This is a genomic window from Wolbachia endosymbiont (group B) of Philonthus cognatus, from assembly GCF_947179345.1.
Taxonomy (GTDB): Bacteria; Pseudomonadota; Alphaproteobacteria; order Rickettsiales; family Anaplasmataceae; genus Wolbachia.
The window spans coordinates 308,448-330,266 of the sequence record NZ_CAMXBG010000002.1; the positions used below are offsets into that span (position 1 = coordinate 308,448).

19 protein-coding genes, 1 tRNA gene, 2 rRNA genes and 1 pseudogene are annotated in these 21,819 nt (G+C 34.0%); 15 read left to right on the plus strand and 8 right to left on the minus strand.

Features of this window, described 5'->3' with window-relative positions:
* The first annotated feature begins 144 nt into the window (after positions 1 to 144).
* From rplU to ruvC, 8 genes are all read left to right on the plus strand, one after another.
* A complete protein-coding gene (rplU, locus tag ONG78_RS03375; RefSeq protein WP_015588327.1) occupies positions 145 to 447 on the plus strand; it encodes a 50S ribosomal protein L21 in 303 nt (100 codons plus the stop codon).
* A gap of 10 nt (positions 448 to 457) precedes the next feature.
* Positions 458 to 727 (plus strand): 50S ribosomal protein L27, encoded by a 270-nt coding sequence (gene rpmA / locus ONG78_RS03380; RefSeq protein ID WP_264374607.1) that lies wholly within the window; start codon positions 458 to 460, stop codon positions 725 to 727.
* A gap of 8 nt (positions 728 to 735) precedes the next feature.
* Positions 736 to 812: transfer RNA gene (locus ONG78_RS03385), tRNA-Ile, on the plus strand.
* 39 nt (positions 813 to 851) lie between these two features.
* Entirely contained in the window at positions 852 to 2,018 is a 1,167-nt protein-coding gene (gene metK / locus ONG78_RS03390; protein ID WP_264377673.1) for a methionine adenosyltransferase, read from the plus strand.
* A gap of 109 nt (positions 2,019 to 2,127) precedes the next feature.
* Positions 2,128 to 2,793: a TenA family protein gene (locus tag ONG78_RS03395; RefSeq protein WP_264377674.1), complete on the plus strand. Its 666-nt coding sequence runs from the start codon at positions 2,128 to 2,130 to the stop codon at positions 2,791 to 2,793.
* A gap of 39 nt (positions 2,794 to 2,832) precedes the next feature.
* Positions 2,833 to 3,492 (plus strand): TenA family protein, encoded by a 660-nt coding sequence (locus tag ONG78_RS03400; protein WP_264374610.1) that lies wholly within the window; start codon positions 2,833 to 2,835, stop codon positions 3,490 to 3,492.
* Positions 3,493 to 3,539: 47 nt separating this feature from the next.
* The gene (locus ONG78_RS03405) at positions 3,540 to 4,367 is read left to right on the plus strand and encodes a cytochrome c oxidase subunit 3 (protein WP_264374611.1); all 828 of its coding nucleotides are present in this window, start codon (positions 3,540 to 3,542) and stop codon (positions 4,365 to 4,367) included.
* Complete coding sequence (gene ruvC / locus ONG78_RS03410; protein ID WP_012481999.1) at positions 4,368 to 4,865, plus strand: crossover junction endodeoxyribonuclease RuvC; 498 nt, start codon at positions 4,368 to 4,370, stop codon at positions 4,863 to 4,865.
* A 185-nt stretch (positions 4,866 to 5,050) separates the two neighbouring features.
* Here ruvC and ONG78_RS03415 read toward each other — a convergent pair whose 3' ends face one another.
* The 4 genes from ONG78_RS03415 to ONG78_RS03430 form a co-directional block, all read right to left on the minus strand.
* A complete protein-coding gene (locus tag ONG78_RS03415; RefSeq protein WP_264376499.1) occupies positions 5,051 to 6,247 on the minus strand; it encodes an ankyrin repeat domain-containing protein in 1,197 nt (398 codons plus the stop codon).
* Between the two features lie 178 nt (positions 6,248 to 6,425).
* Complete coding sequence (gene ruvX / locus ONG78_RS03420; RefSeq protein WP_012482000.1) at positions 6,426 to 6,893, minus strand: Holliday junction resolvase RuvX; 468 nt, start codon at positions 6,891 to 6,893, stop codon at positions 6,426 to 6,428.
* Positions 6,894 to 6,950: 57 nt separating this feature from the next.
* Positions 6,951 to 8,735 (minus strand): ribonucleoside-diphosphate reductase subunit alpha, encoded by a 1,785-nt coding sequence (locus ONG78_RS03425; protein WP_264374613.1) that lies wholly within the window; start codon positions 8,733 to 8,735, stop codon positions 6,951 to 6,953.
* Positions 8,736 to 8,783: 48 nt separating this feature from the next.
* Positions 8,784 to 9,854 carry a methyltransferase domain-containing protein gene (locus tag ONG78_RS03430; protein ID WP_264374614.1) on the minus strand — a complete coding sequence of 357 codons (1,071 nt, stop codon included), beginning with the start codon at positions 9,852 to 9,854 and terminating at the stop codon, positions 8,784 to 8,786.
* Positions 9,855 to 10,185: 331 nt separating this feature from the next.
* Here ONG78_RS03430 and ONG78_RS03435 point away from each other — a divergent pair.
* The 3 genes and pseudogenes from ONG78_RS03435 to ONG78_RS07995 all read left to right on the plus strand — a co-directional run.
* Positions 10,186 to 12,950: ribosomal RNA gene (locus ONG78_RS03435) — 23S ribosomal RNA — on the plus strand.
* 67 nt (positions 12,951 to 13,017) lie between these two features.
* A 5S ribosomal RNA gene (gene rrf, locus ONG78_RS03440) occupies positions 13,018 to 13,124 on the plus strand.
* 191 nt (positions 13,125 to 13,315) lie between these two features.
* A pseudogene (locus tag ONG78_RS07995) lies at positions 13,316 to 14,127 on the plus strand (IS66 family transposase); the annotation flags it as partial.
* 32 nt (positions 14,128 to 14,159) lie between these two features.
* Here ONG78_RS07995 and ONG78_RS03445 read toward each other — a convergent pair.
* The 3 genes from ONG78_RS03445 to rpmH form a co-directional block, all read right to left on the minus strand.
* Entirely contained in the window at positions 14,160 to 14,369 is a 210-nt protein-coding gene (locus ONG78_RS03445; RefSeq protein ID WP_264374615.1) for a hypothetical protein, read from the minus strand.
* Between the two features lie 73 nt (positions 14,370 to 14,442).
* Complete coding sequence (gene rnpA, locus ONG78_RS03450) at positions 14,443 to 14,820, minus strand: ribonuclease P protein component (RefSeq protein ID WP_080589533.1); 378 nt, start codon at positions 14,818 to 14,820, stop codon at positions 14,443 to 14,445.
* Positions 14,804 to 14,938, minus strand: a complete 135-nt coding sequence (rpmH, locus tag ONG78_RS03455; RefSeq protein ID WP_010404613.1) for a 50S ribosomal protein L34 — start codon at positions 14,936 to 14,938, stop codon at positions 14,804 to 14,806. Before rpmH ends, rnpA begins: the two co-directional genes overlap by 17 nt.
* A gap of 107 nt (positions 14,939 to 15,045) precedes the next feature.
* Between rpmH and pstC the strand changes: the two genes are divergently transcribed.
* The 3 genes from pstC to ONG78_RS03470 all read left to right on the plus strand — a co-directional run bounded on the left by pstC (position 15,046) and on the right by ONG78_RS03470 (position 18,013).
* Positions 15,046 to 16,134 carry a phosphate ABC transporter permease subunit PstC gene (gene pstC / locus ONG78_RS03460; protein ID WP_226079768.1) on the plus strand — a complete coding sequence of 363 codons (1,089 nt, stop codon included), beginning with the start codon at positions 15,046 to 15,048 and terminating at the stop codon, positions 16,132 to 16,134.
* Between the two features lie 95 nt (positions 16,135 to 16,229).
* Positions 16,230 to 17,666, plus strand: coding sequence for a F0F1 ATP synthase subunit beta (atpD, locus tag ONG78_RS03465; RefSeq protein WP_264374808.1), 1,437 nt, complete (start codon positions 16,230 to 16,232; stop codon positions 17,664 to 17,666).
* A gap of 5 nt (positions 17,667 to 17,671) precedes the next feature.
* A complete protein-coding gene (locus ONG78_RS03470) occupies positions 17,672 to 18,013 on the plus strand; it encodes a F0F1 ATP synthase subunit epsilon (protein WP_012482002.1) in 342 nt (113 codons plus the stop codon).
* Positions 18,014 to 18,054: 41 nt separating this feature from the next.
* Here the strand turns inward: ONG78_RS03470 and ONG78_RS03475 are convergent, their stop codons facing one another.
* Positions 18,055 to 20,241, minus strand: a complete 2,187-nt coding sequence (locus ONG78_RS03475) for a coiled-coil domain-containing protein (RefSeq protein WP_264377675.1) — start codon at positions 20,239 to 20,241, stop codon at positions 18,055 to 18,057.
* Positions 20,242 to 20,650: 409 nt separating this feature from the next.
* Between ONG78_RS03475 and fsa the strand changes: the two genes are divergently transcribed.
* Positions 20,651 to 21,295, plus strand: a complete 645-nt coding sequence (gene fsa, locus ONG78_RS03480) for a fructose-6-phosphate aldolase (RefSeq protein ID WP_007302527.1) — start codon at positions 20,651 to 20,653, stop codon at positions 21,293 to 21,295.
* Positions 21,296 to 21,819: the final 524 nt, after the last annotated feature.

Consider the following 21,819-nt stretch of genomic DNA (forward strand, 5'->3'; position numbering starts at 1 on the left):
TTGAGAGTAGTCAAGTTTTAAAACTTGACTACTCTCCACGAGGAAAAGCAGATAAAGGTAGAAGTATTTCATGTTTTTATTTATATTGACAGTATGTGTAACATCATTTACGATTAGTGTTAATAACAATAATTGATATTTGTCATGTTTGCAGTAATCGAAACTGGTGGAAAGCAGTATTTAGTAAAAAAAGGCAGCATAATTAAAGTAGAAAGATTACAAGCTGAAGAAAAAGAGGAAGTGGAAATCAATAAAGTGATTTGTGTTTCAAGTAATGGCTTATCTTGTTCATCTAATGCTGTTGTTAAAGCTGAAGTACTGGAGCAGTGTAGAGATAAAAAAATTATAATCTTTAAGAAAAAGAGAAGAAAAAATTACCGTAGGAAAAATGGTCATAGGCAGTATATTACTGTTCTTCGTATCAATGAAATTAGTCTTCAAAAGTAAGAGGTAGGATATGGCAACTAAAAAATCAGGTGGTAGTTCCTGTAATGGTAGAGATTCGGCAGGGCGTCGGCTCGGGATAAAGAAGAATGGTGGGGTTATTCCAGGTAACATAATTGTACGTCAAAGAGGTACAAAATTTCATCCTGGAAAGAATGTTGGTATGGGTAAAGATCATACGATTTTTGCTAAAACGAAAGGCTGGGTGAGTTTTAGAAAATCAGCAAATAAAAAGACGTTTATTGATGTTGTGCCTACAGATGATATGCAAGCCTTGGCTTGAATAGATACGGGTCTGTAGCTCAGGTGGTTAGAGCGCACGCCTGATAAGCGTGAGGTCGGAGGTTCAACTCTTCCCAGACCCACCATTTAAATTTGCAATAGTTTTGATATTGTGTAACTAAGCGATGGTTTTACATAAGAATTCAGTAACCAGTGAATCAGTAGCAGCCGGTCATCCAGACAAAGTAGCAGACCAGATTTCAGATGCAATACTTGACGAATACCTTTTTAATGACTCTTCCTCTCGTACTGCAATAGAGACTTTAGTTACTAAAGATAATGTTATTATAGCTGGGGAAGTATTTGGGCCGAACATTGAAAATAGCAAGATTGAAAGTATTGTACGGAATACAATAAAAGATATTGGTTATGAGCATGATGGTTTCCACTGGGAAACAGTGAAAGTAAATATATTACTACATGAACAATCAAATGACATTGCAATAGGTGTGGATCAAGGTGCTGGGGATCAGGGCATAATGTATGGCTATGCAACAATAGAGACAGAAAGCCTCATGCCAGCACCCATTTTTTATGCACACTCGATTCTGAGAAATATCATGAGTATGGTCAAAGAGGTAAAGCTTGGTCCGGATGCAAAATCGCAAATCACTTTGGCGTATGAGAATAACCTTCCAGTGCGTGCTGAAAGTATTGTTGTTTCAATACAGCATCTTGAGGATCTGAGTCAATCGAAAGTGAAGGAAATAATTTATCCTTACATAGCTTCATCTTTACCTGAAGGGTGGATGTGCCCTAAAGAAAATCTCTTAGTCAATCCAACAGGTAGATTTGTTATTGGTGGACCAGTTGGTGATTGTGGATTAACCGGACGAAAAGTTATGGTTGATACTTATGGAGGCTATATTCCACACGGTGGAGGAGCGTTTTCTGGAAAAGATGCAACAAAAGTTGATAGATTCGCAGCTTATATGGCGAGATACCTTGCTAAAAATATTGTCTTTGCAGGTTTAGCTGAACGTTGTCTTGTGCAGCTTTCTTATGCAATTGGTGTCTCAAAACCTACTTCATTTTACATTGATACATTTGGCACGAATACAATAGATGAAGAGAGGATTAAAGGGTTTATTGAAGGTAACATAGATTTATCAACTAAAGGCATAATCAGACATTTATCACTTAATCGTCCTATATATAAACGTACAGCCTGCTATGGGCATTTTGGTAAAGAATCGGAAAGTGATGGTGGATTTTCTTGGGAAGGTGTGGACTTATCTACTGATTTTTGTAAAGAATTTAATATAGAAGAAGAAAAGAGAGAATTTCTTTAAACTATTAAACTCTTTTATTTCTAGCTTGATACTTATATAATAACTTATTATAAATTGTAAGTAACTCTTTAGTAACTATACTAGTTTTAATATTTATGAGGCTTGCAAGATGTCCGACAAACCAAAAGAAGAATTTTATGATATTGCTATAAAAGAATCATCTGGTCTTATTGAAAAAATAAAAGGACATCCTTTCAATGTTGAGTTGATGAATAATACGCTAGATTATGAAAAGTTCAAATTTTATCTTCAGCAGGATTTTTTATATTTAGTGGACTGTACTTGTGCTTTATTGATTATTGCAGCTAAAGTTCATGACATTGAAATAATGAGCAGCTTAATAAATGTGGCAAGAGGAACATTTGATGTTCGGAGGCAATATAAAGAACATTTTGGAGATTGTGATTTATCTGATAATCACAAAAAATCAAGATCCTGTTCTGCCTTTACTGACTTTTTCATGCGCGCTGCATATCACAGTTCTGTTGCTGAAGCTTTATCAGCATCTTACCCTTGCTTTAACATATACCAAATCATTCTACATAATATGATGAGTGAGCTAACACTCGATGAGGTTAAAAATAGCAAGTACGAAGGATGGGTCAATATTTACAATAGCAAAGCAATGAATGCTGCAATTGATGAGTTTACTAATGTTACGAATAAATTTTATAAGAAAGCTGGAGATTGTGAAAAAAGAAGGATGCATGAGTTTTTTAAGAGAGGTCTAGAGCTAGAAATAATGTTTTGGGATGAGATGTATTCTCTAGCATAGTCTGTAGTATTAACACTAAATTATATTCTAGTTTATGTGATGTTCAGTGGTATAATTAAGAGCTATTATGGGTCAAATCTTTTAAAGGATATTATTGAGCATCCTTTCAATGTTGAATTAGCAAATAATACTTTAAATATAGAAAACTTCAAATTTTATATACAACAAGATGCATTCTTTTTAGCTGATTATGTTCGTACTGTTTTAATGATTGCATCAAAAATGGAGAGTTGTAACAACATTGTTCCATTTATTGAGGTGGCTAAAGGGGTAGTAGAGATTATGAAAGTGTTATACAACCACTACTTTGCTGTGTATTCCATAAATCGTGGAGAAAAGTCGCTTGAGTGTTTCAATTTTACTAACTTTCTTTTGTCTACTTCATATAGTAACGTTTATGAAGCTGTAACAGTTCTCTACTCTTGCCATTTTATATATAAAGTTGTTGTTAATAGTATGAGAAATAAAATTAAAAAAAATAATAGGTATAAGGATTGGCTTGATTTTTTTGGCAGTAGCTTGATGGAATCTGGATGTGTTGCTTTGGAAGGTATTGTTGACGAGTATTGTAACAAAGTAAGGGAAAGTGAAAGGACCAGAATGCTTGAATTATTTAAAATAACTGCACAATTTGAGTTAGACTTTTGGAACAGCGCATATAATTTTTCAAGATTTAATCAATTTCCTAAGAAATATTGACAATTTTAAGCTAATTTGTATGCTTAATACGTATTTTTGAAGATGATATGAAAAGTAAAGAACATGATTTTCATTTAGTGGACCCAAGTCCCTGGCCAATTGCTATATCAGCAGCAATTCTTGTTCTTGCACTTGGATTAGTTGGTACACTCCATAAACAAATTTCTGGAATATTTGGTTTAGTTTTGGGAATCTCTGCGGTATCAGGAGTGCTGTTTTATTGGTGGAGAGATGTAATAAGAGAAGCAATTTATGATAAATGCCATACTGCCATTGTAAAACATGGACTCAAGCTTGCAATGTACTTATTTATCCTCTCGGAAGTTGTGTTTTTTATAGCGTTCTTTTGTTCATTCTTTAAAGCCTGGCTTGATCCGGTTTTTTTATTTGAAGCGTTTTCTCCTACAAAAAAAGTTGAATGGCCCCCTGAAGGGATTTTACCACCGGATCCGTGGTCGTTACCATTTATGAATACACTAATATTATTGCTTTCTGGTACAACAATTACTTCAGCACATCATTTTTTACTTGAAAATGATAAAAAAAGCATGATTAAAATGCTGTCTATAACTATATTGCTTGGGATGTTCTTTATAATAGTGCAAGCAATCGAATATCATGAAGCAAGTTTTTCTTTGCGAGAAACAGGAGAAAAACTTATTTATACATCTAACTTTTACATGATTACTGGGTTTCATTGTGTGCATGTTATAATAGGAATAATATTTTTGTCAGTATGCTTATTTAGAGCTCGAAAAGGTCAATTTACACCTCAAGATCACTTATGCTTTGAGTTTGCTTCTTGGTATTGGCACTTTGTCGATCTAGTATGGATATTTTTATTTCTGTTTATTTATTGGTTAAGCCTTTATTAAGTGATTAAAATAATAGGCCTAGATCCAGGGATGAGTAAGACTGGTTGGGCCATTATTAGACTGGAAGAAAAGAATAATATTAAATTTTTGGGTGGCGGTACCATATCAACTGATGGTAAATTGGGTGTAGGTGAACGTCTACATATAATTTTTGAACAATTAAAGAAAGTAATTTTCCTATACTCTCCAAATGAAGCTGCTGTGGAAAAAATTTTTATTAATAAGAATCCAAAATCTTCGCTAACTTTAGGATATGCAAGAGCAATTGCAATTTTAATATTACGAATGACGGATTTACCCATGAATGAATATGATGCAAACTATATAAAAAAGAGCATTACTGGAAATGGTCATGCTGATAAGGGTCAGATTATATTTATGGTCAAGCAAATAGTTAAAAGCTCAAATATAAAATGTCACCATACTGCTGATGCTCTTGCTACAGCAATTTGTCATGCTTATACGAAAAATTTTTGTTTTATGGGAATTGGTAGTTAATTCAAATTTTAAACTTGTAAGGCGTGGATTTTTGAAATCTTGCATCTAATTATAAATACATATCAGTTATCAGATTTAGAATATAGCAGAAATTGCTGCAGCAATAATATAACTATCTTCTATCTATAATGAAGACAAGTAGTGAATCACTATTTGCGATTCACTTTTTATCTGTTTAAGCTTTACTATCTTTCTACGGAGTTTTTAGCTTCAATTTGTAAACTATTTATTTTTGTTGCTAAAGGTTTACCTATTGTGCTGGAATTTGTGGATGACTGTTCTTTCTCTCGTGACCTATTTTTGGACAGTATCTTTCTTATTTCTTGAATATTGCTCTCTCTTTCTTCTCGAGTCGGTAATGTTGCAGTATAAGACTGATCTTCACGCAGCTTTATATAAGAATGCTCTTTACCACCAAATTTATAATTTCCAGTCATATTTTGTATAATTATCTGGACCTTTTCATAACTATAACTAAGCAGATCATTAGGCTTGTTTCCGTAATAATCAACAGCGTTTAAATCAGCTCCTTTATCCAATAATTTTTGTATTAGCTCGGAAGAGTCGCCCCTCAGGCATGCTATATGTAAAGGTGTCATACCGTTACCGAGATGAATACAATTTATATCAAGATCTTCTCTTTCTAGTAATTTATTTATAATGTTTTTTTGTTGTAATGAGGGTTGAGGGCCTTTATGTTCAGTGTTGGCATGATTGTAGCCTTTGGCTATAGAAAGAAGAATAGGATTATTTCCATATCGTAGGTTATACTTATTAATGTTTTTGGTTTGATTAATGAGATATCCAATTCTTTTGCTGTTTGAATTTGATATATCCATCATAAGCTGAGTATTGTCACTTATAGCAGCTGTAATACTACCACCAGTAAAGCGAGGCATATCATATTTTTCTGGAGATAACAATTTAATATGGTTATTATCGAACTGAAAGCGACATATTACTAATCCAAGATCTCCGCCAGTTCTCTGAAATTTTTGATAACTTTGAGGAGATTCAAACTCTCTAACAAGCTTAAGTTGCCCTTCCTCCTGTAAATAGCAAATCTCTGTGTACTTGCTAAGTTTTAGTTTATTCTGTGCAAGATATTTGAGGGTACGGGCCACAAGTTTCCCATTCTCTTCACAATAGTATATTCTGTACACATAGTACATTCCCTTGCTTACTAATTCACACGTATCATAGTAATCTTGGTAACTTTCTCTAACAATCTGATCAATTTTTTCTTTATGTGCACCAAATTCATGATTTTGCAACGAAAGATGTTTATACAATATTTCTTTAAACTTCTTTTCATCTAGCTTTGATGACGGTTCTGTAAAGTATTTTAATGAAGGTTGAGTATTTTTTATGAGCTGTTTCACGGTTTCATTCATAGTTATCTTCTCATTTACATGCTTAAATTATACCAATATTTTTAATATTGTCAATAATTAGATTAATTATCTCATTTATAATTATAATAACTTAATATATCTCTCTCTTGTTTAATAGTTAGTGTTGTGAATTAAGCTAAAAAAATGACAGAAACGGAACCAATAGCTATTTAATTGCATTTATCTTATCCAATGTTCGTTGCAGAATAATACATGCAGCAATTTTATCATCTATTTTTTTTGATTTTGTGATTGATATTCCAGTAATTTTTAGTGCGTGAGTTGCAAGAGATGTTGATAGACTTTCGTCTTGTAGGTATATGTGTACTTTGCATTTTTTTATTATTTTATTTGCAAACTGGATTATTACTTTGCACCATTCGGTCTCTTGTTCATCTATTGTGAATGGTAGTCCTATTACCATTGATCCAGCTTCATTTTCTTTAAGCACTCTATTTAGATAACCTAAATCTTTGCTCATATTTCTTCTATAATATATACTATGAGCTGTAGCTATAAGCTGTGTTTTATCACTAAATGCTATGCCTATTTGTTTTTCTCCCATATCAAGGCACATTATACGTTTATCTCTTGGAATAGACTTTAGAAATTCATCTGGATTTCTATGTAGCATCTATGAAAACATAACTTTTGTACAATTGTATTTTTGTGACAGTAAGTTATGTACATTCTACTGGCATGATAGACATTCATCATAATTAATATCTGTTTTTTGTTGCAATATTTCACTTTTTTTGAATATGTCATGTGAGACCTTGTCAGCTCTCTGCATTGATTGTGATCTGCAATAATACAAGCTTTTTAATCCTTTTTTCCAAGCAAGCATATGTATTTTGTGTAAGTAACGTTTATGCACATTGGCAGGTAAGAACAGATTTACTGATTGAGATTGACAAATATAAGGAGTTCTATCACTTGCATGTTCTATGATCCATTGTTGATCAAGTTCGTATGCTGTTTTAAATGTCAGTTTTTCATGCTTGCTAAGAAAATCTAAATGCTGAACAGAACCCTCATTTGTTGAAATTGAGGACCATGTTTCATCATTGTCTTGATTTTTTTCTGCTAGTAGTTTTTGCAAGAATTTATTTCGTACTACAAATGAACCTGTAAGTGTCTTCTGTATAAATACGTTTGCTGCATACGGCTCTATTCCAGGAGAAGTGTTGCCTGCGATAATCGAAATTGAGGCAGTTGGAGCAATAGCGAGCTTATGTGTAAACCTTTCCATTAGATCGATTTCTTTAGCGTCAAGACATGGCCCTTTTTCTTCTGCTAATTTTTTAGAAACTACATCCGCTTGCTCGCGCAAATGCTTAAATACTTTTTTATTCCATTGTTGGGCTGTTACTGATTCAAAAGGAACCATTTTACTTTGTAAAAATGAATGAAAGCCCATCACACCAAGACCGATACTACGCTCTCTTATTGCGGAATATTTTGCTCGCTGTATTTCATTTGGTGCGTGGTTTATGAAATCCTCTAATACATTATCAAGAAAACGCATTATATCTTCTATGAAAAGCTCATTATCTTTCCATTCTTCGTAGTATTCAAGATTTACGGATGATAAACAACATACAGCAGTGCGTGACTTTTTCAGGTGATCGTAACCTGTAGTTAAAGTTATTTCACTGCATAGGTTTGACATTTTGATGTCTAAGTTGAGCTTTTTGTAAGATTCTGGCTTATTGTTATTTGTTGCATCAAGGAAAATAATGTAAGGTTCTCCAGTTTCAACTCTTGCTGTTAATATTTTAATCCATATATCCCGTGCTTTTACTGTTGAAATAACTTTATTGTTATGAGGGCTTATTAAATCCCATTCTTGATCATCTTCAACAGCTTGCATAAACTTATCTGTTACTATTACAGCATGATGTATATTTAATGCTTTGCGATTTGGGTCACCACCAGTTGGCTTACGTAAATCTAGAAACTCTTCTATTTCTGGATGCCATACAGGAAGATAAACTGCTGAGCTTCCTCTTCTTAAGGATCCTTGGCTGATTGCAAGCGTCAGAGCGTTTTGTACTACGATAAATGGCACAATTCCTGATGTTTTACCGCTACCTTTGACACTTTCACCAATTGAACGTAAATTTCCCCAATAACTACCTATTCCACCACCACGTGCAGCGAGCCAAACATTTTCATTCCATAGATCAACTATTCCCTTCAAGCTATCTTCAGTTTCATTAAGAAAGCAGGAAATAGGCAATCCTCTTTTGGTACCGCCGTTACTAAGTATTGGTGTTGAAGGCATGAACCACAAGTTGCTCATGTAATCATAAAGACGTTGTGCATGTTTTCTATCATCAGAATAGTAATTAGCAATACGTATAAAGAGATCTTGATAACTTTCATTTTCTATTAAATACCTATCCAATAGAACTGCTTTTCCAAAATCGGTTAATTTACTATCTTTTGCGTAATTAATAGTAATGTAATTCATAAGGCTCCTTTTATGATAATATAGAAATTTATTTGAGCGATTTCTCGATTAAGTTGTTGAATTTGTTTGTGGATGTTGTAATGCAAATAAGATACCATCAACCTGACTGCCATATATTTTACAGTAACTCATTTGACTTATTTGCATATTTGTTTCTTTTGCAACATGCTGAATATAATCTTCTGAATGACGAAAATAATCTCCTTTATTTACAAAGTCAATACCTTTACCTTCCTTTCTTCTTACTAAACATACAATAACCCCTTTTTTGTTTGTCAATCCTTTTGCTAGTTCCAATTCTGCTAGAAAATCATGTAGATAGTGTAGCACTTCAGCAAAGATAATTACATCATACTGCTGGTTCTTCTCTTGTTTAAGAAACTCTTTCATTTCTGTATGTATTAACTCATCGTAAACAGGTTTACCTTTTATAAGGCATCCTCTTGCAATATTGAGCATTCTATTTGAGATGTCAACTCCTGTTATGCGACTTCTAATATTACTTATTTTTAGGAAGTGACCACATATTCCAGTACCGCAACCAAGGTCGAGTATATTCAGTTTAGAAGTGGAGTTGTTAAAGACTTTTGTAATTATCATGTGTACGAGTTCATGCCCTCTGTATTGTTTGGCAATTAGCCAATGCTCAACAAAATATTCACCTGTGTAATCAAAATATTGTTTTATGAGATTTTCAGGCAATTCTACGATATCTGATGTGTTTGTTATTTTTTTTAAGTAGTAAGAAGCTTCTTTGTGACTACTATCTAATTTTAGCGTCTTTGTTAAATAATTATAAGCTCTATTAGTATTTCCTACTGCAAAATGACATCTTCCAATATTATACCAGATTATAGGTAAATTGGGGTAGAATATGCTAATTAACCAAAATCTTAACTTTGCATCTGATATATTACCTTTATAGAAGTGATATAACCCGATTTCAATGTTGGTATTTAACAGGTTTTTAGATTTTTCAAGAAACACTACAATTTCTTTATGGAGAGTATTGTATCTATCCATAATGAAATTTTTTACTTTTTTAATATTTAATAAGCCAGTGAGCTTAGATATACAATTTAAAGCAAAGTTTTTTATAAAAGATAGATTACTTTTCATACATTAGAAATACTCCAAATGTTCATTTTCATTTTTAGGTAACTAATTTTAACACATTTTATCTTACAAAATATCTTTTTCATTAATTTTTCTGTACATATCAATTTGTCGAATATTTCTCAGATTGTACTGTTTAAGATTGCTGGTATATTGTTGTTGATAATAATAGGTAAATGTTTTGTGTAAAAAGGCGTTGACATATGATTTATCAGATTGTAACATATAAAAGATTAGTTTTTAGATGTTTGAAAAGTTTTATGGTAGAGATTATTTAATCTCAATTCAATTGTAAGTTAATATTTAACTCTGCATATTCTACATATAGTCAGATAAATAAATTATTAAGAGCACTTGATGGATGCCTTGGCGTTAAGAGGCGATGAAGGACGTGGCAGGCTGCGATAAGCTGTGGGAAATTGTCAACAAATTTTGATCCGCAGATTTCCGAATGGGGGAACCCAACTAGCTTAGCTAGTTATTATATACTAAGTATATAAAGCAAACTTGGTGAACTGAAATATCTAAGTAGCCAAAGGAAAAGAAATCAACCGAGATTCTGTTAGTAGTGACGAGCGAAAGCGGAAAAGGCTAGTGATTTAAAAATAAGAATTAGAATACTCTGGAAATGGTAACCATAGAAGGTGATAGTCCTGTATAAATAGAAAGTTTTTAAATCCTTGAGTAGAGCGGGGCACGTGAAATCCTGTTTGAATATGGGGGGACCATCCTCCAAGCCTAAATACTCCTTAACGACCGATAGTGAACAAGTACCGTGAGGGAAAGGTGAAAAGAACCCCGGGAGGGGAGTGAAATAGAATCTGAAATCAAGTGCTTACAAACAGTTGGAGCTCTATATCAATTTATTGATATTTAGAGTGACAGCGTACCTTTTGCATAATGGGTCAGCGAGTTAATCTATGAAGCAAGCTTAAGCCGGTAGGTGTAGGCGTAGCGAAAGCAAGTCTGAATAGGGCGTTTAGTTTTATGGATTAGACCCGAAACCAAGTGATCTAGTCATGACCAGATTGAAGGTATGGTAAAACATACTGAAGGATCGAACCAGTTAATGTTGCAACATTATTGGATGAGTTGTGATTAGGGGTGAAAGGCCAATCAAACTTGGAAATAGCTGGTTCTCCGCGAAATCTATTTAGGTAGAGCGTTGTATGTATGTTGTTGGGGGTAGAGCACTGGATAGACTAGGGGGATTCATCATCTTACCAAATCTAACCAAACTCCGAATACCAACAATTAATTATACAGCAGACACACTACGGGTGCTAAGTCCGTGGTGGAAAGGGAAACAGCCCAGATCACTATCTAAGGTCCCAAAATTACAGCTAAGTGGGGAAGGAAGTGGAAAAACCATTACAGCTAGGAGGTTGGCTTGGAAGCAGCCATCCTTTAAAGAAAGCGTAACAGCTCACTTGTCTAAATAAGTTTTTCTGCACCGAAAATGTACCGGGGCTAAAGCTGTATACCGAAGATGTGGGTGCTTATTAATTTCGATTAATAGGCGCGGTAGCGGAGCGTTCCGTAAGTCTGTGAAGGCGGTTTGTGAAAACTGCTGGAGATATCGGAAGTGAGAATGCTGACATAAGTAGCGTAAAAGAGTGTGAAAAACACTCTCACCAAAAATCTAAGGGTTCCTACGTTAAGTTAATCTGCGTAGGGTTAGTCGGTTCCTAAGGCGAGTCCGTAAAGGAGTAGTCGATGGCAATTAGGTTAATATTCCTAAACCTCTTAAGTGTGACGGGTTTTGTATTTGTATAGGTCTTATTGGATTGATCTATGCTTAAAAGAAGCTCCAGGAAATAGCACTTATATTTATGAGGCCGTACCGTAAACCGACACTGGTGGATGAGTAGAGTATACTAAGGTGTTGAAAGAATGATGTTGAAGGAACTCGGCAAATTATACCTGTAACTTCGGAAGAAGGGTAACCTGCTTTTAGGCAACTATGAGTAGGTGGCACAAAATAGGGAGTAGCGACTGTTTACTAAAAACACAGGACTCTGCAAACACGTAAGTGGAAGTATAGGGTCTGACGCCTGCCCAGTGCTGGAAGGTTAATAGGAGGGGTGCAAGCTCTGAATTGAAGCCCCAGTAAACGGCGGCCGTAACACTGACGGTCCTAAGGTAGCGAAATTCCTTGTCGGGTAAGTTCCGACCCGCACGAATGGCGTAACGATTTCTCCACTGTCTCCAACATCACTTCAGCGAAATTGAATTCCCCGTGCAGATGCGGGGTACCCGCGGTTAGACGAAGAGACCCCGTGCACCTTTACTATAGCTTTACATTGCTATTAAAAGTGTGATGTGCAGGATAGGTGGGAGACTTTGAAGTTATGGCGCTAGCTATAATGGAGTCAACCTTGAGATACCACCCTTTACACTTTTGATATCTAACTACGTTTCATTATCTGGAACTAGGACATTGTATGGTGGGTAGTTTGACTGGGGCGGTCGCCTCCTAAAAAGTAACGGAGGCGTGCGAAGGTAAGCTAGAGCTGGTCGGAAATCAGCTTGATAGTACAATGGCATAAGCTTGCCTGACTGCGAGGCTGACAAGCCAAGCAGAGACGAAAGTCGGTCATAGTGATCCGGTGATTCTGTATGGAAGGGTCATCGCTCAACGGATAAAAGGTACGCCGGGGATAACAGGCTGATGGTGTTCGAGAGTTCATATCGACGACACCGTTTGGCACCTCGATGTCGACTCATCACATCCTGGGGCTGGAGAAGGTCCCAAGGGTTCGGCTGTTCGCCGATTAAAGTGTTACGTGAGTTGGGTTTAGAACGTCGTGAGACAGTTCGGTTTCTATCTGCCGTGGGTGAAGGAAATTTGAGAAGATCTGACTCTAGTACGAGAGGACCGAGATGGATATACCTCTGGTGTACCAGCTGTTATGCCAATAGCATCGCTGGGTAGCTATGTATAGATGGGATAATTGCTGAAAGCATATAAGCAAGAAACCCTCTTCAAAAAGATTTCCCAATTAAGGCCGTGGAAGACTACCACGTTGATAGGCTAGGTGTGGAAGCATGGTAACATGTGAAGCTAACTAGTACTAATAGCCTGATTGATTTATTTCCTTTCTATATGTGCATATGCAGTGTTAAATATTAAATTGAAATTTGTTAAGTCAGAAATTTTTATTGACTTGGTGACTATAGCAAAAATGAACCACCCGATCTCATTTCGAACTCGGAAGTGAAACTTTTTAGCGCCGATGATACTTAAAAAGGGAAAGTAGGTCGTTGCCAAGCTTATAAAAATTTCTTTTTATCTATATCTGTTCAGTAGAGCGATGAAACAAGGTAAACATAGAGTAGCTGTGAGGTAATATAACTAATCTTTTAGAACTTTGCGAAAACTTTAAAATAAAAGTAGAAAATTTAAAAGTAGAATTTGTCACCTATTTGCAAATGAGGAGGAGAGATAGTAACATTTAACAAATCATCAAACAATTGATCTTCCGAAAATCAAACTTTATATAATTGAATATTAATTAAGTTGTTGGAGATGAGGAGAAAGAAGAAGTAGCAAACTACCAAAAAGCAGATACATTTGGTCCAATAGTTAGGTGATAATTGTAGCACTCAGTGGATTTTATAAAAATTCAAAACGTGAAAATTATAAGTGATGTTTTTAATGTGAATTGAAAGCGTATCAAATAGTGAATATAGAATTCCCTCAAAATGCAAAAAGGTGTATGAGCAAATCGAATAAGAAAAGTGAGGTTTTGCGCATCAACGTGTTATAATAAAGGTAAACTTGGTTAGTGCTGAAGCAATACTGCAAGTTTTAAAGGGAAAGAAGATTTAAAAGACAGTGTATGTTGCAATCGTAATAGTCGCTGACAGGTACTTTGAAACATAGCTGGACTATTGAAGTTAAAATTCTGGGCTGTTACTTAAAAAACGCATCCACTGAATTATTTATGCTAAAAAAAAGCTTTATTAAAAAATGAAACAGAAGTGTAAGAAAGTTGCAAAACGTATAAGGTATTACTTGAAGCTACCTATCTGAAGCAACTGGAGCTTTTCAAGTTGCGAAAAATATTTTAAAATCTGAAAGAATGGTGTGAAATTTTTTAAGTAAACCAGAAAGTATTCCACTATCGCGCTGAACAGCAAATTAGGCATTATATCATTTACTGTAAAAGCTCATATTTTACGTAATCAGAGCTAGGAATTTGAAAGGATAATTTCATTATACTTAACATGGAAACAAAGAGAATTATACAATCCCCTGCCTATCGTTTCTTGAACCACTCCCTTGAACGGGTACTTTTACTTTTATCAAACTATTCTCTTATTGTAATAAGTTGCTTCTATATTTAAATTTAGCAACTTCCCTCTAGGATTATCCTTATTTTGTTCTAAGTATTGGCTTTGTTCAAATGCCATTCCCCATTGTGTACGATAGCTAGACTTTCTATATTCATAAAAACTCTCTTCAGCATTATTTGTATCGAGCTTTTTATCTTCTTTTCTTATACTCTCTACCATCAAGCACCCACATCTATTAATTTATTTTAAAAAGTTTACTTATCTTATCATAAAAAATATATCTGTAAATACTTTAGTGAAAATTTCTTCTTATTTTATCTTTCTTTAAGCAAATATTGAGGTCTTTTTGTAAATTTTTATAGCCTGCTTGCATAATGTTTTTATGGGTTAGTATTATGTAATAGTATCCTACATTACTTATATTAGAAATGCTAACTTTAGCTAGCATTCGTAATTGCCTTTTTATTTTATTTCTTTTTGCTGCTTTTCCGACTTTTTTACTGATAGCCAGACCTACTCTAATAACATGAATATACTTTTCAGGTTCTCTTTCTTTTATAGCATATAGTGATATATATACCCCTCGATAAAAAAGACTGTCAGGTGCTAATCTGTTTTTAAAAGCAAAGGAAAACTCTTTTTTTTTATGCTTACTATGCGCATAATTTATTACACCCTAATGAGCGACGCTTATTAAGAATTTTTCTTCCAGCTTTTGTTGACATACGTGAACGAAATCCATGTTTGTGCTTTTTTTTTAAATTTTTTGGTTGAAATGTTCTTTTCATTGTTTTTATATTAATATAACTATTTATTTTAAATTATTTTTCTCTATTGTCAAATAATGGTCAACTTCTATGGCATTCTTATTGAATAAAATTTGATATATGGAAAAATGAATTTAATTATAGGCGTACCTGTTTTACTAATCCTTTTATTTTGTTTGAGTAAGTTTCAAGCAGTAAGTAAAGTTAAGTCTTATATATATTTGAGTTGTATGTGGATGCTACCTTGTTTGTTAGCATTCTATGATGGTTATTTTATAACTTCTATTTCTATAGCGTTACTTTTTTTTATGCTGATTTTTATCTTTAAAGGTAAAAGAAATAAGATGGTAAAATTTTTGTTATTTATGGCTTTAGCAATATCACTTTTTATCACTTTATTTATAATGCTATCTATTTTTGTTCAGTCCATTTCTTTTTTTAATAAAGTAGCTATTTCAGAATTCTTATTTTGCTTAAAATGGAAGCATAATGTAGCTATTATTGGCGAAGGAGAGGTGGGATGTTTTGGTATAGCGCCACTTTTAGTGGGGACATTACTTATAACTATTGTAGCAATGTTAGTTGCGGTGCCGCTTGGTTTATTTTCTGCAATATATATTAGTGAGTATGCGAGTGAAAAAGTGCGTTATGTTATTAATACAGCCTTACAGGTTTTGTCTGCTATTCCTACTGTTGTATATGGATACTTCTCAGTTGTATTTTTGTCTTTTTTTATAAAGCAGGTAGCAAATTTTTTTAATTTAAGTATACACTCAGAAAGTGCTTTGATTGCTGGTTTATCGATCGGGGTAATGATTCTTCCTTTTATTATTTCTTTGCTTGAAGATGCTATAAGATCTGTTCCAAAAAGTTTGCGTTATGGTTTTATGGCGCTTGGTGCAACTCCAGCGGAAACTATATGGCATATAACAATACCTTATGCAATGCCTACAATTTTAAGTGCAATTTTATTATCAATTTCAAGAGTGATAGGTGAAACAATGATTGTACTAATGGCTGTGGGAATCAATGCAAATTTGACCTTTAATCCTCTCAATTCAGTTACTACTATCACTGTACAAATTGCTACATTACTTACCGGAGATCAGGATTTCAATAGTGTGCAAACTCTTGCTGCTTATGCGCTTAGTTTGGTGCTGTTTGTTATTACTTGGCTATTAAATGCATTTGCACTATTTATAATGAAACGTAACTAGTAAGTGTTTTAATATTGCAAAATTTCTGTTAATAATATAGGATTTATTTTCTTTAGAAGTTCTTTTATAGAATTTAGTGTTAGGTGATGAAAGAGATGAGTACAGGTAAAGTAGTTAAAATAACTCAAGCAGTTGTTGATTTAAAATTTGAAGACGGGTTGCCTAAGATATTTAATGCTTTAAAAAGCAAACTAAAATGTAAGGGCAAGGAGCTAGTTTTAGAGGTTTCACAACATATAGGTGACAATGTAGTTCGTTGTATTGCTATGGATAGCACAGATGGTATGTCAAGAGGTGATGAGTTTGTTGATACAGGTGCACCAATATCAGTTCCGGTTGGACGCTCAACTTTAGGAAGGATTTTTAATGTTGTAGGAGAGCTTATAGATGAGTGTGGTCCTTTAAAAGGAAAGTATAATTTAGAACCTATACATAGATCACCTCCAAGTTTTACTGAGCAGAAGATACAGGAAGAAGTTTTAGTTACAGGAATAAAGGTTATAGATCTTCTTGCTCCTTATCTTAAAGGAGGAAAAATTGGCTTATTTGGTGGAGCTGGTGTTGGTAAAACAGTTCTGATAATGGAGCTGATTAACAACATAGCAAAAGCTCATAAAGGATTTTCTGTGTTTGCTGGAGTAGGAGAGAGAACGCGTGAAGGTAATGATCTTTATAACGAGATGATTACTTCGAATGTAATAGATATAAATGAGCACGAAAAATCTCAAGCCGTTTTGGTTTATGGTCAAATGAATGAACCTCCTGGAGCAAGGGCTAGGGTTGCTTTAACAGCACTAACTATGGCGGAGTATTTTCGTGATCATGAAAATCAAGATGTTCTATTTTTTGTAGATAATATCTTCCGTTTTACTCAAGCTGGCTCTGAAATTTCTGCTTTGCTTGGAAGAATACCGTCGGCTGTTGGTTATCAGCCAACTCTTGCGACTGATATGGGCGCTATGCAAGAGAGAATAGCCTCAACTACTGCTGGTTCTATTACTTCTGTACAGGCTATATATGTTCCTGCAGACGATTTGACCGATCCAGCTCCAGCAACTACATTCTCTCATCTTGATGCAACCACAGTGTTGTCAAGGCAGATAGCTGAAATGGGTATATATCCTGCTGTTGATCCACTTGACTCAACTTCTCAGTCTTTATCTGCTGAAATCATTGGTGAAGAGCATTATAATGTGGCTTCTGAAGTGAAACGTATATTGCAAACTTATAAGTCGCTGCAAGATATTATCGCAATACTTGGTATGGATGAACTATCTGATGAAGATAAAATTATTGTTGATAGAGCTCGTAAAATTCAGAAGTTTCTTTCTCAACCTTTTCATGTTGCGGAGGTATTTACTGGCATGTCTGGCAAATTTGTTTCACTTTCTGATACTATTTCTAGTTTTAAAGGAATTATTGAAGGTAAATATGATCACCTGCCAGAAGCTGCTTTTTATATGGTGGGAAGTATAAGTGAAGCAATAGAAAAGGCTGAATCAATAAAAGCTGAAGTTGGAGCCGGACATTAAAGATTATGAACACTTTTAAGGTGCAATTTTTTTCTCCTGATAATCGAATTTCATTCGATGAAGTGGTTTCGCTTTCAGTGAATGGGCTTGAAGGAGAGCTAGTGATTTTAGCTTACCATTCTCCTTACTTAATTTATTTATTGCCTGGTATAATTACTGCTCAAATGAGTAACCAGACAAAGGAAAAAGTTGTAATTGATAATGGTATATTAGAGGTTGCAAATAATAATTGTAGCATTATAACGAATCAAATTCAGGTTTTTGATCATTTGACTCATGATGAGGAATCATTAAAAGATAAGAGAGTTGGTATATATTTAAGTTATCTTGATGTCAAATCTCTTTAGGGGCTACTTGAATAAAGAAGCCGCTGGTCTCATGTGCATCTTTAAACATTTCCACGCTGACTTTGGCTACACACCTTTGAGGGACTGCTGATTAAGTCTAGAAGTGAATTACAGTGATCGCTATGAAATGCGCTATCAAGGCTTAAAGACCTAGATTTTTTTTCTGAATCATCAATTTCCTCTGTAAGCTGGTAAAACATTTTTGAATTATTATCAAAAACTTCCTTTTTATTAACAAGTACTTGATCAATTACTGGACTTAACAGTTCTACTTGGCTATTTAAGTATTGCACTGTACCGTTTAGCTCTTTTCTTTCTCCAGTTATTCTTTCAATTTCCAGAGCTTTATTTCCAATTATTTCTGTCAAGTGCTCATTACATTCTTCCAATTCTTTAATCTTTGTCAGTAATTGATTCTCTTTTGTTTCTTCTCTCTTCTGCGACAACTGTTGCTTATACTTCTTAATTTGCTCATCTTTAAGCTCTACCTCGTTCTTTAACCCTTCATATTCCTGCTTTAGCTGATCTACCTCTTGTTTATAAGATTCCAGATTTGTGTTGTACTTATCATCTAAGCGTAGAATTGTAAATTTTAAATTCTGTATATCTTTCCAATTTTCATTTAATATATCTTCTGCTTCCTCTTCCGCTTTTTTAAACTGTTTCAATTTATCTTCCAGTTTTTCATTTTTTGCATTAGCAATTGTTAACTTTTTCTCTAGATCTTTCTTTCCTTCATGTGCACTTTCAAGTTCTTGTATTTTCTCTTGCAGCTCTGTTGATATATTTTCTAGCTTCTCATCTTTTTGTGTTAGTCCAATTTGCAATTTTACGTTTTTTTGCTTTTCTTCTTCAAGTTTATTCTGTAAATCACTATTGCACTTTTCTAATTCTTCAATTTCTTGCTTAGCCTCCATGAGTTCCTGTTCTGATTTTTTTTGCTTTATTATGCAATTACTTAACAGCTGGTCTAATTCCTCTTGCAATTTTCTTACCTCACTTGTCAACTCTTCTTTTTCTACATTAGCAACTTCCAGCCTCTTCTTTAGATCTTCTTTTTCTTCTTCATACACACTCTCAAGTTTTTGCGCTCTTTCTTGCAGCTCTGTTGACATATTTGCTAGTTTTTCATTTTTTTGTGTCAGTTCAGTTTGTAATTTTGCATTTTCTTGCTTTTCTTCTCCAAGTTCATTCTGTAAGTCACTATTGTGCTTTTCTAACTCTTCAAGTTCTTGTTCAGCCTTGTCGAACCTATATCGTAATTCGTTCCTCTGCTCATTTAATTCTCTAATTTCTTGCTCAGCTTTTGTAAGCTTTTGATCTAGTTGTTGTGAATTAACTTCTGTTTGAGTTGCAATTGCTTGAGTTGCAATCTGCTGTGGATTAACCTCTGATACATTGTTGCTAGTGAAAGAAAGAATAGGATTGTTTTTAGCATCATTTTCAAGATCTTTCAGCTTTTCGTCTTGATTGATTACGATATGTTCGTTATTTTGCAGATTACTAACAGCCGGTGCAATGTTAGCATTTTTGTTCTTTTTCAATAATGCTTTTACAGCATCATGTAGAGAGAGGCCTTGAATATATAATTCCTCATTTTGTCTTATTAATTCCCAAAACTCCTCAGGTGGCGATTCAAAATCTTGACCATTAAATTGCAGTACTTCAGTTATACCAGAATTACTTACATTCATAACCATAGTACAGGTAAAAGTTTTCCCATCCTTGTCCTGCACAGGCCAAGTGCTTGTCATTTCATAATATGCACCCTCTTTAAATTCATAATGTCTTTCCTTACCTTTTCGGTAAGCGTATATGTCATGCTTTTTATCGCAATAGATATTCAATGTGCTAATATCCCTTTCTTGCTGTAAGATATCACTAATTCTTATTGGCTCACTTCTATTGTAATTAATAAGATTAATGTTTAACACTTTATCAGAATTGTTAGTTTCTACATAAAAAGCTCGAAGGTCTATGTCTTTGTCTCTAAAATACTTACTTACAGCTTTTTTTGCCTGATTTGCTAATTCTATAAAGTTTTTTTTAAAGCTCTTGTTGAAAGATAGATCTATATATGCTTGCTTAAAATTTTCATCATTTGTTAAATCCATGAGCAAGTCATAAACCTCCCATTTTTCCTGACAATGTTCTTCTAAAACAGTAATGCTATTTTTTCTTTTCAGCTCTGCTAATATGTTTTTCAATGTCGGGAAATTTGTTGACATAATATACCCCTTATTACTATTGTTCTGATAATATATTTACTTTAGGAGTGATTAACTCCTTTTATATTAACCTTTTTAGTTGAATTTAATTGCGAGCGTTAAACTCGAACTTAGTCATTTTGTTTATTGTTCCTCACTACCTATTTGTGTTACTATACTAATAGTAGCACTAAGTTTTAGGCTATGCAAGAATTTCTATTGAACGTAAAGCTAGTAAACTTCAGAAATTGGTTATGCTAATTTTGTTAATAAAATGCAACCAATTAAGGAAAGCGCTATACTGTTTCTCAGTGCAATATTTTCTTTCCTAACGGACTGAAAATTGAGTTGAGTTAAAAATCCGATTTTATTTAATACTTTTCAAAGATGACAATATTTTGTAAAAATAGGTTTTTAATAGGACAATAATATGGAAATTTTTCTTGATAGTGTTGATTTGAATGAAATTAAGGAGCTAAAAGAGTTCATTGATGGTATAACAACAAATCCTTCTTTAATAGCAAAATCTGGACATAAAGATAAGTACGAAGATTTAGTAAGCGAAATATGTTCTATTATAAAAGGACCTGTTAGTGTTGAAGTTGTTGCAGATAGCCATGAAGATATGGTTAAGGAAGGCCTTAAGTTAGCGAAAATCGCTAGTAATATCGTAGTAAAGTTACCCCTTACACATGAAGGATTAATTTCTTGTAAAAAGTTGTGGACAGAACATAAAATACCTGCTAATATCACATTATGTTTTTCTCCTGGACAAGCACTGTTTGCCGCTAAGGCCGGTGCTTGTTTTATTTCTCCCTTTGTTGGTCGCCTTGATGATATAAGCTATGATGGCTTATCGCTAATAGAAGATATATGCACTATATATTCTAATTATAATTTTAAGACAAAAGTTCTTGTTGCATCAGTAAGAAGTCCAGCACATGTAATAGAAGCTGCACGGCTTGGTGCTCATTCAATTACTGTGCCAGCAAAAATACTTAGACAGTTAATTAATCATCCACTTACTGATCAAGGGCTCGCAATATTTGAAAAAGACTGGGGCGTAAAACAATAAATGACATTGCTAAAAAAGACATAAAAACACAATAATTTATATAAAAAGGACATAGGTACCATCTGTCCTTTAAAGACATGTAGGTCAATGATATGCGTAATTCAGTGTTTTAAACATGATAGTCCTCCACTAATAAAAAAGATTGAGAAAAATGTATACAGCTACGACCGAAGTATAGCTAAAATATATTTTAACTGAAGATTATAGATTAATTGAATTGAAAAGTCTGCAGACGAAGATAGATTCCGAGCTCTAGAACACCTTCACTGTGCATGATAACAAAACTATTAGAGTTTGTCAAGTAATTTTTTATCGTAATTTTACGAACGTGTCATTCCAGTTTTACGTACACAGCTGTACGAATATTGCAATACGGCATATAATAAACAATGTCATTCCAGTGCTTGACACTGGAATCTAGTTAAATTTATGACTATAAAAGTAATGTTAAAATGCAATGCTTCTAGTGATGATGGATCCCAGTGTCAAGCACTGGGATGACAAGAGAAGAAGCACTGGTTAGC

What these genes read in the sequence shown, in the direction of transcription:
- rplU (WP_015588327.1), top strand. Translation starts at nt 145, where the DNA reads ATGTTTGCAGTAATCGAAACTGGTGGAAAGCAGTATTTAGTAAAAAAA.
- ONG78_RS03475 (WP_264377675.1), bottom strand. Translation starts at nt 20,241, where the DNA reads ATGTCAACAAATTTCCCGACATTGAAAAACATATTAGCAGAGCTGAAA.
- ONG78_RS03400 (WP_264374610.1), top strand. Translation starts at nt 2,833, where the DNA reads ATGTTCAGTGGTATAATTAAGAGCTATTATGGGTCAAATCTTTTAAAG.
- rpmA (WP_264374607.1), top strand. Translation starts at nt 458, where the DNA reads ATGGCAACTAAAAAATCAGGTGGTAGTTCCTGTAATGGTAGAGATTCG.
- metK (WP_264377673.1), top strand. Translation starts at nt 852, where the DNA reads ATGGTTTTACATAAGAATTCAGTAACCAGTGAATCAGTAGCAGCCGGT.
- ruvX (WP_012482000.1), bottom strand. Translation starts at nt 6,893, where the DNA reads ATGCTACATAGAAATCCAGATGAATTTCTAAAGTCTATTCCAAGAGAT.
- ONG78_RS03405 (WP_264374611.1), top strand. Translation starts at nt 3,540, where the DNA reads ATGAAAAGTAAAGAACATGATTTTCATTTAGTGGACCCAAGTCCCTGG.
- ONG78_RS03395 (WP_264377674.1), top strand. Translation starts at nt 2,128, where the DNA reads ATGTCCGACAAACCAAAAGAAGAATTTTATGATATTGCTATAAAAGAA.
- ONG78_RS03470 (WP_012482002.1), top strand. Translation starts at nt 17,672, where the DNA reads ATGAACACTTTTAAGGTGCAATTTTTTTCTCCTGATAATCGAATTTCA.
- ONG78_RS03445 (WP_264374615.1), bottom strand. Translation starts at nt 14,369, where the DNA reads ATGGTAGAGAGTATAAGAAAAGAAGATAAAAAGCTCGATACAAATAAT.
- fsa (WP_007302527.1), top strand. Translation starts at nt 20,651, where the DNA reads ATGGAAATTTTTCTTGATAGTGTTGATTTGAATGAAATTAAGGAGCTA.
- ONG78_RS03430 (WP_264374614.1), bottom strand. Translation starts at nt 9,854, where the DNA reads ATGAAAAGTAATCTATCTTTTATAAAAAACTTTGCTTTAAATTGTATA.
- atpD (WP_264374808.1), top strand. Translation starts at nt 16,230, where the DNA reads ATGAGTACAGGTAAAGTAGTTAAAATAACTCAAGCAGTTGTTGATTTA.
- pstC (WP_226079768.1), top strand. Translation starts at nt 15,046, where the DNA reads ATGAATTTAATTATAGGCGTACCTGTTTTACTAATCCTTTTATTTTGT.
- ONG78_RS03425 (WP_264374613.1), bottom strand. Translation starts at nt 8,735, where the DNA reads ATGAATTACATTACTATTAATTACGCAAAAGATAGTAAATTAACCGAT.
- rpmH (WP_010404613.1), bottom strand. Translation starts at nt 14,938, where the DNA reads ATGAAAAGAACATTTCAACCAAAAAATTTAAAAAAAAAGCACAAACAT.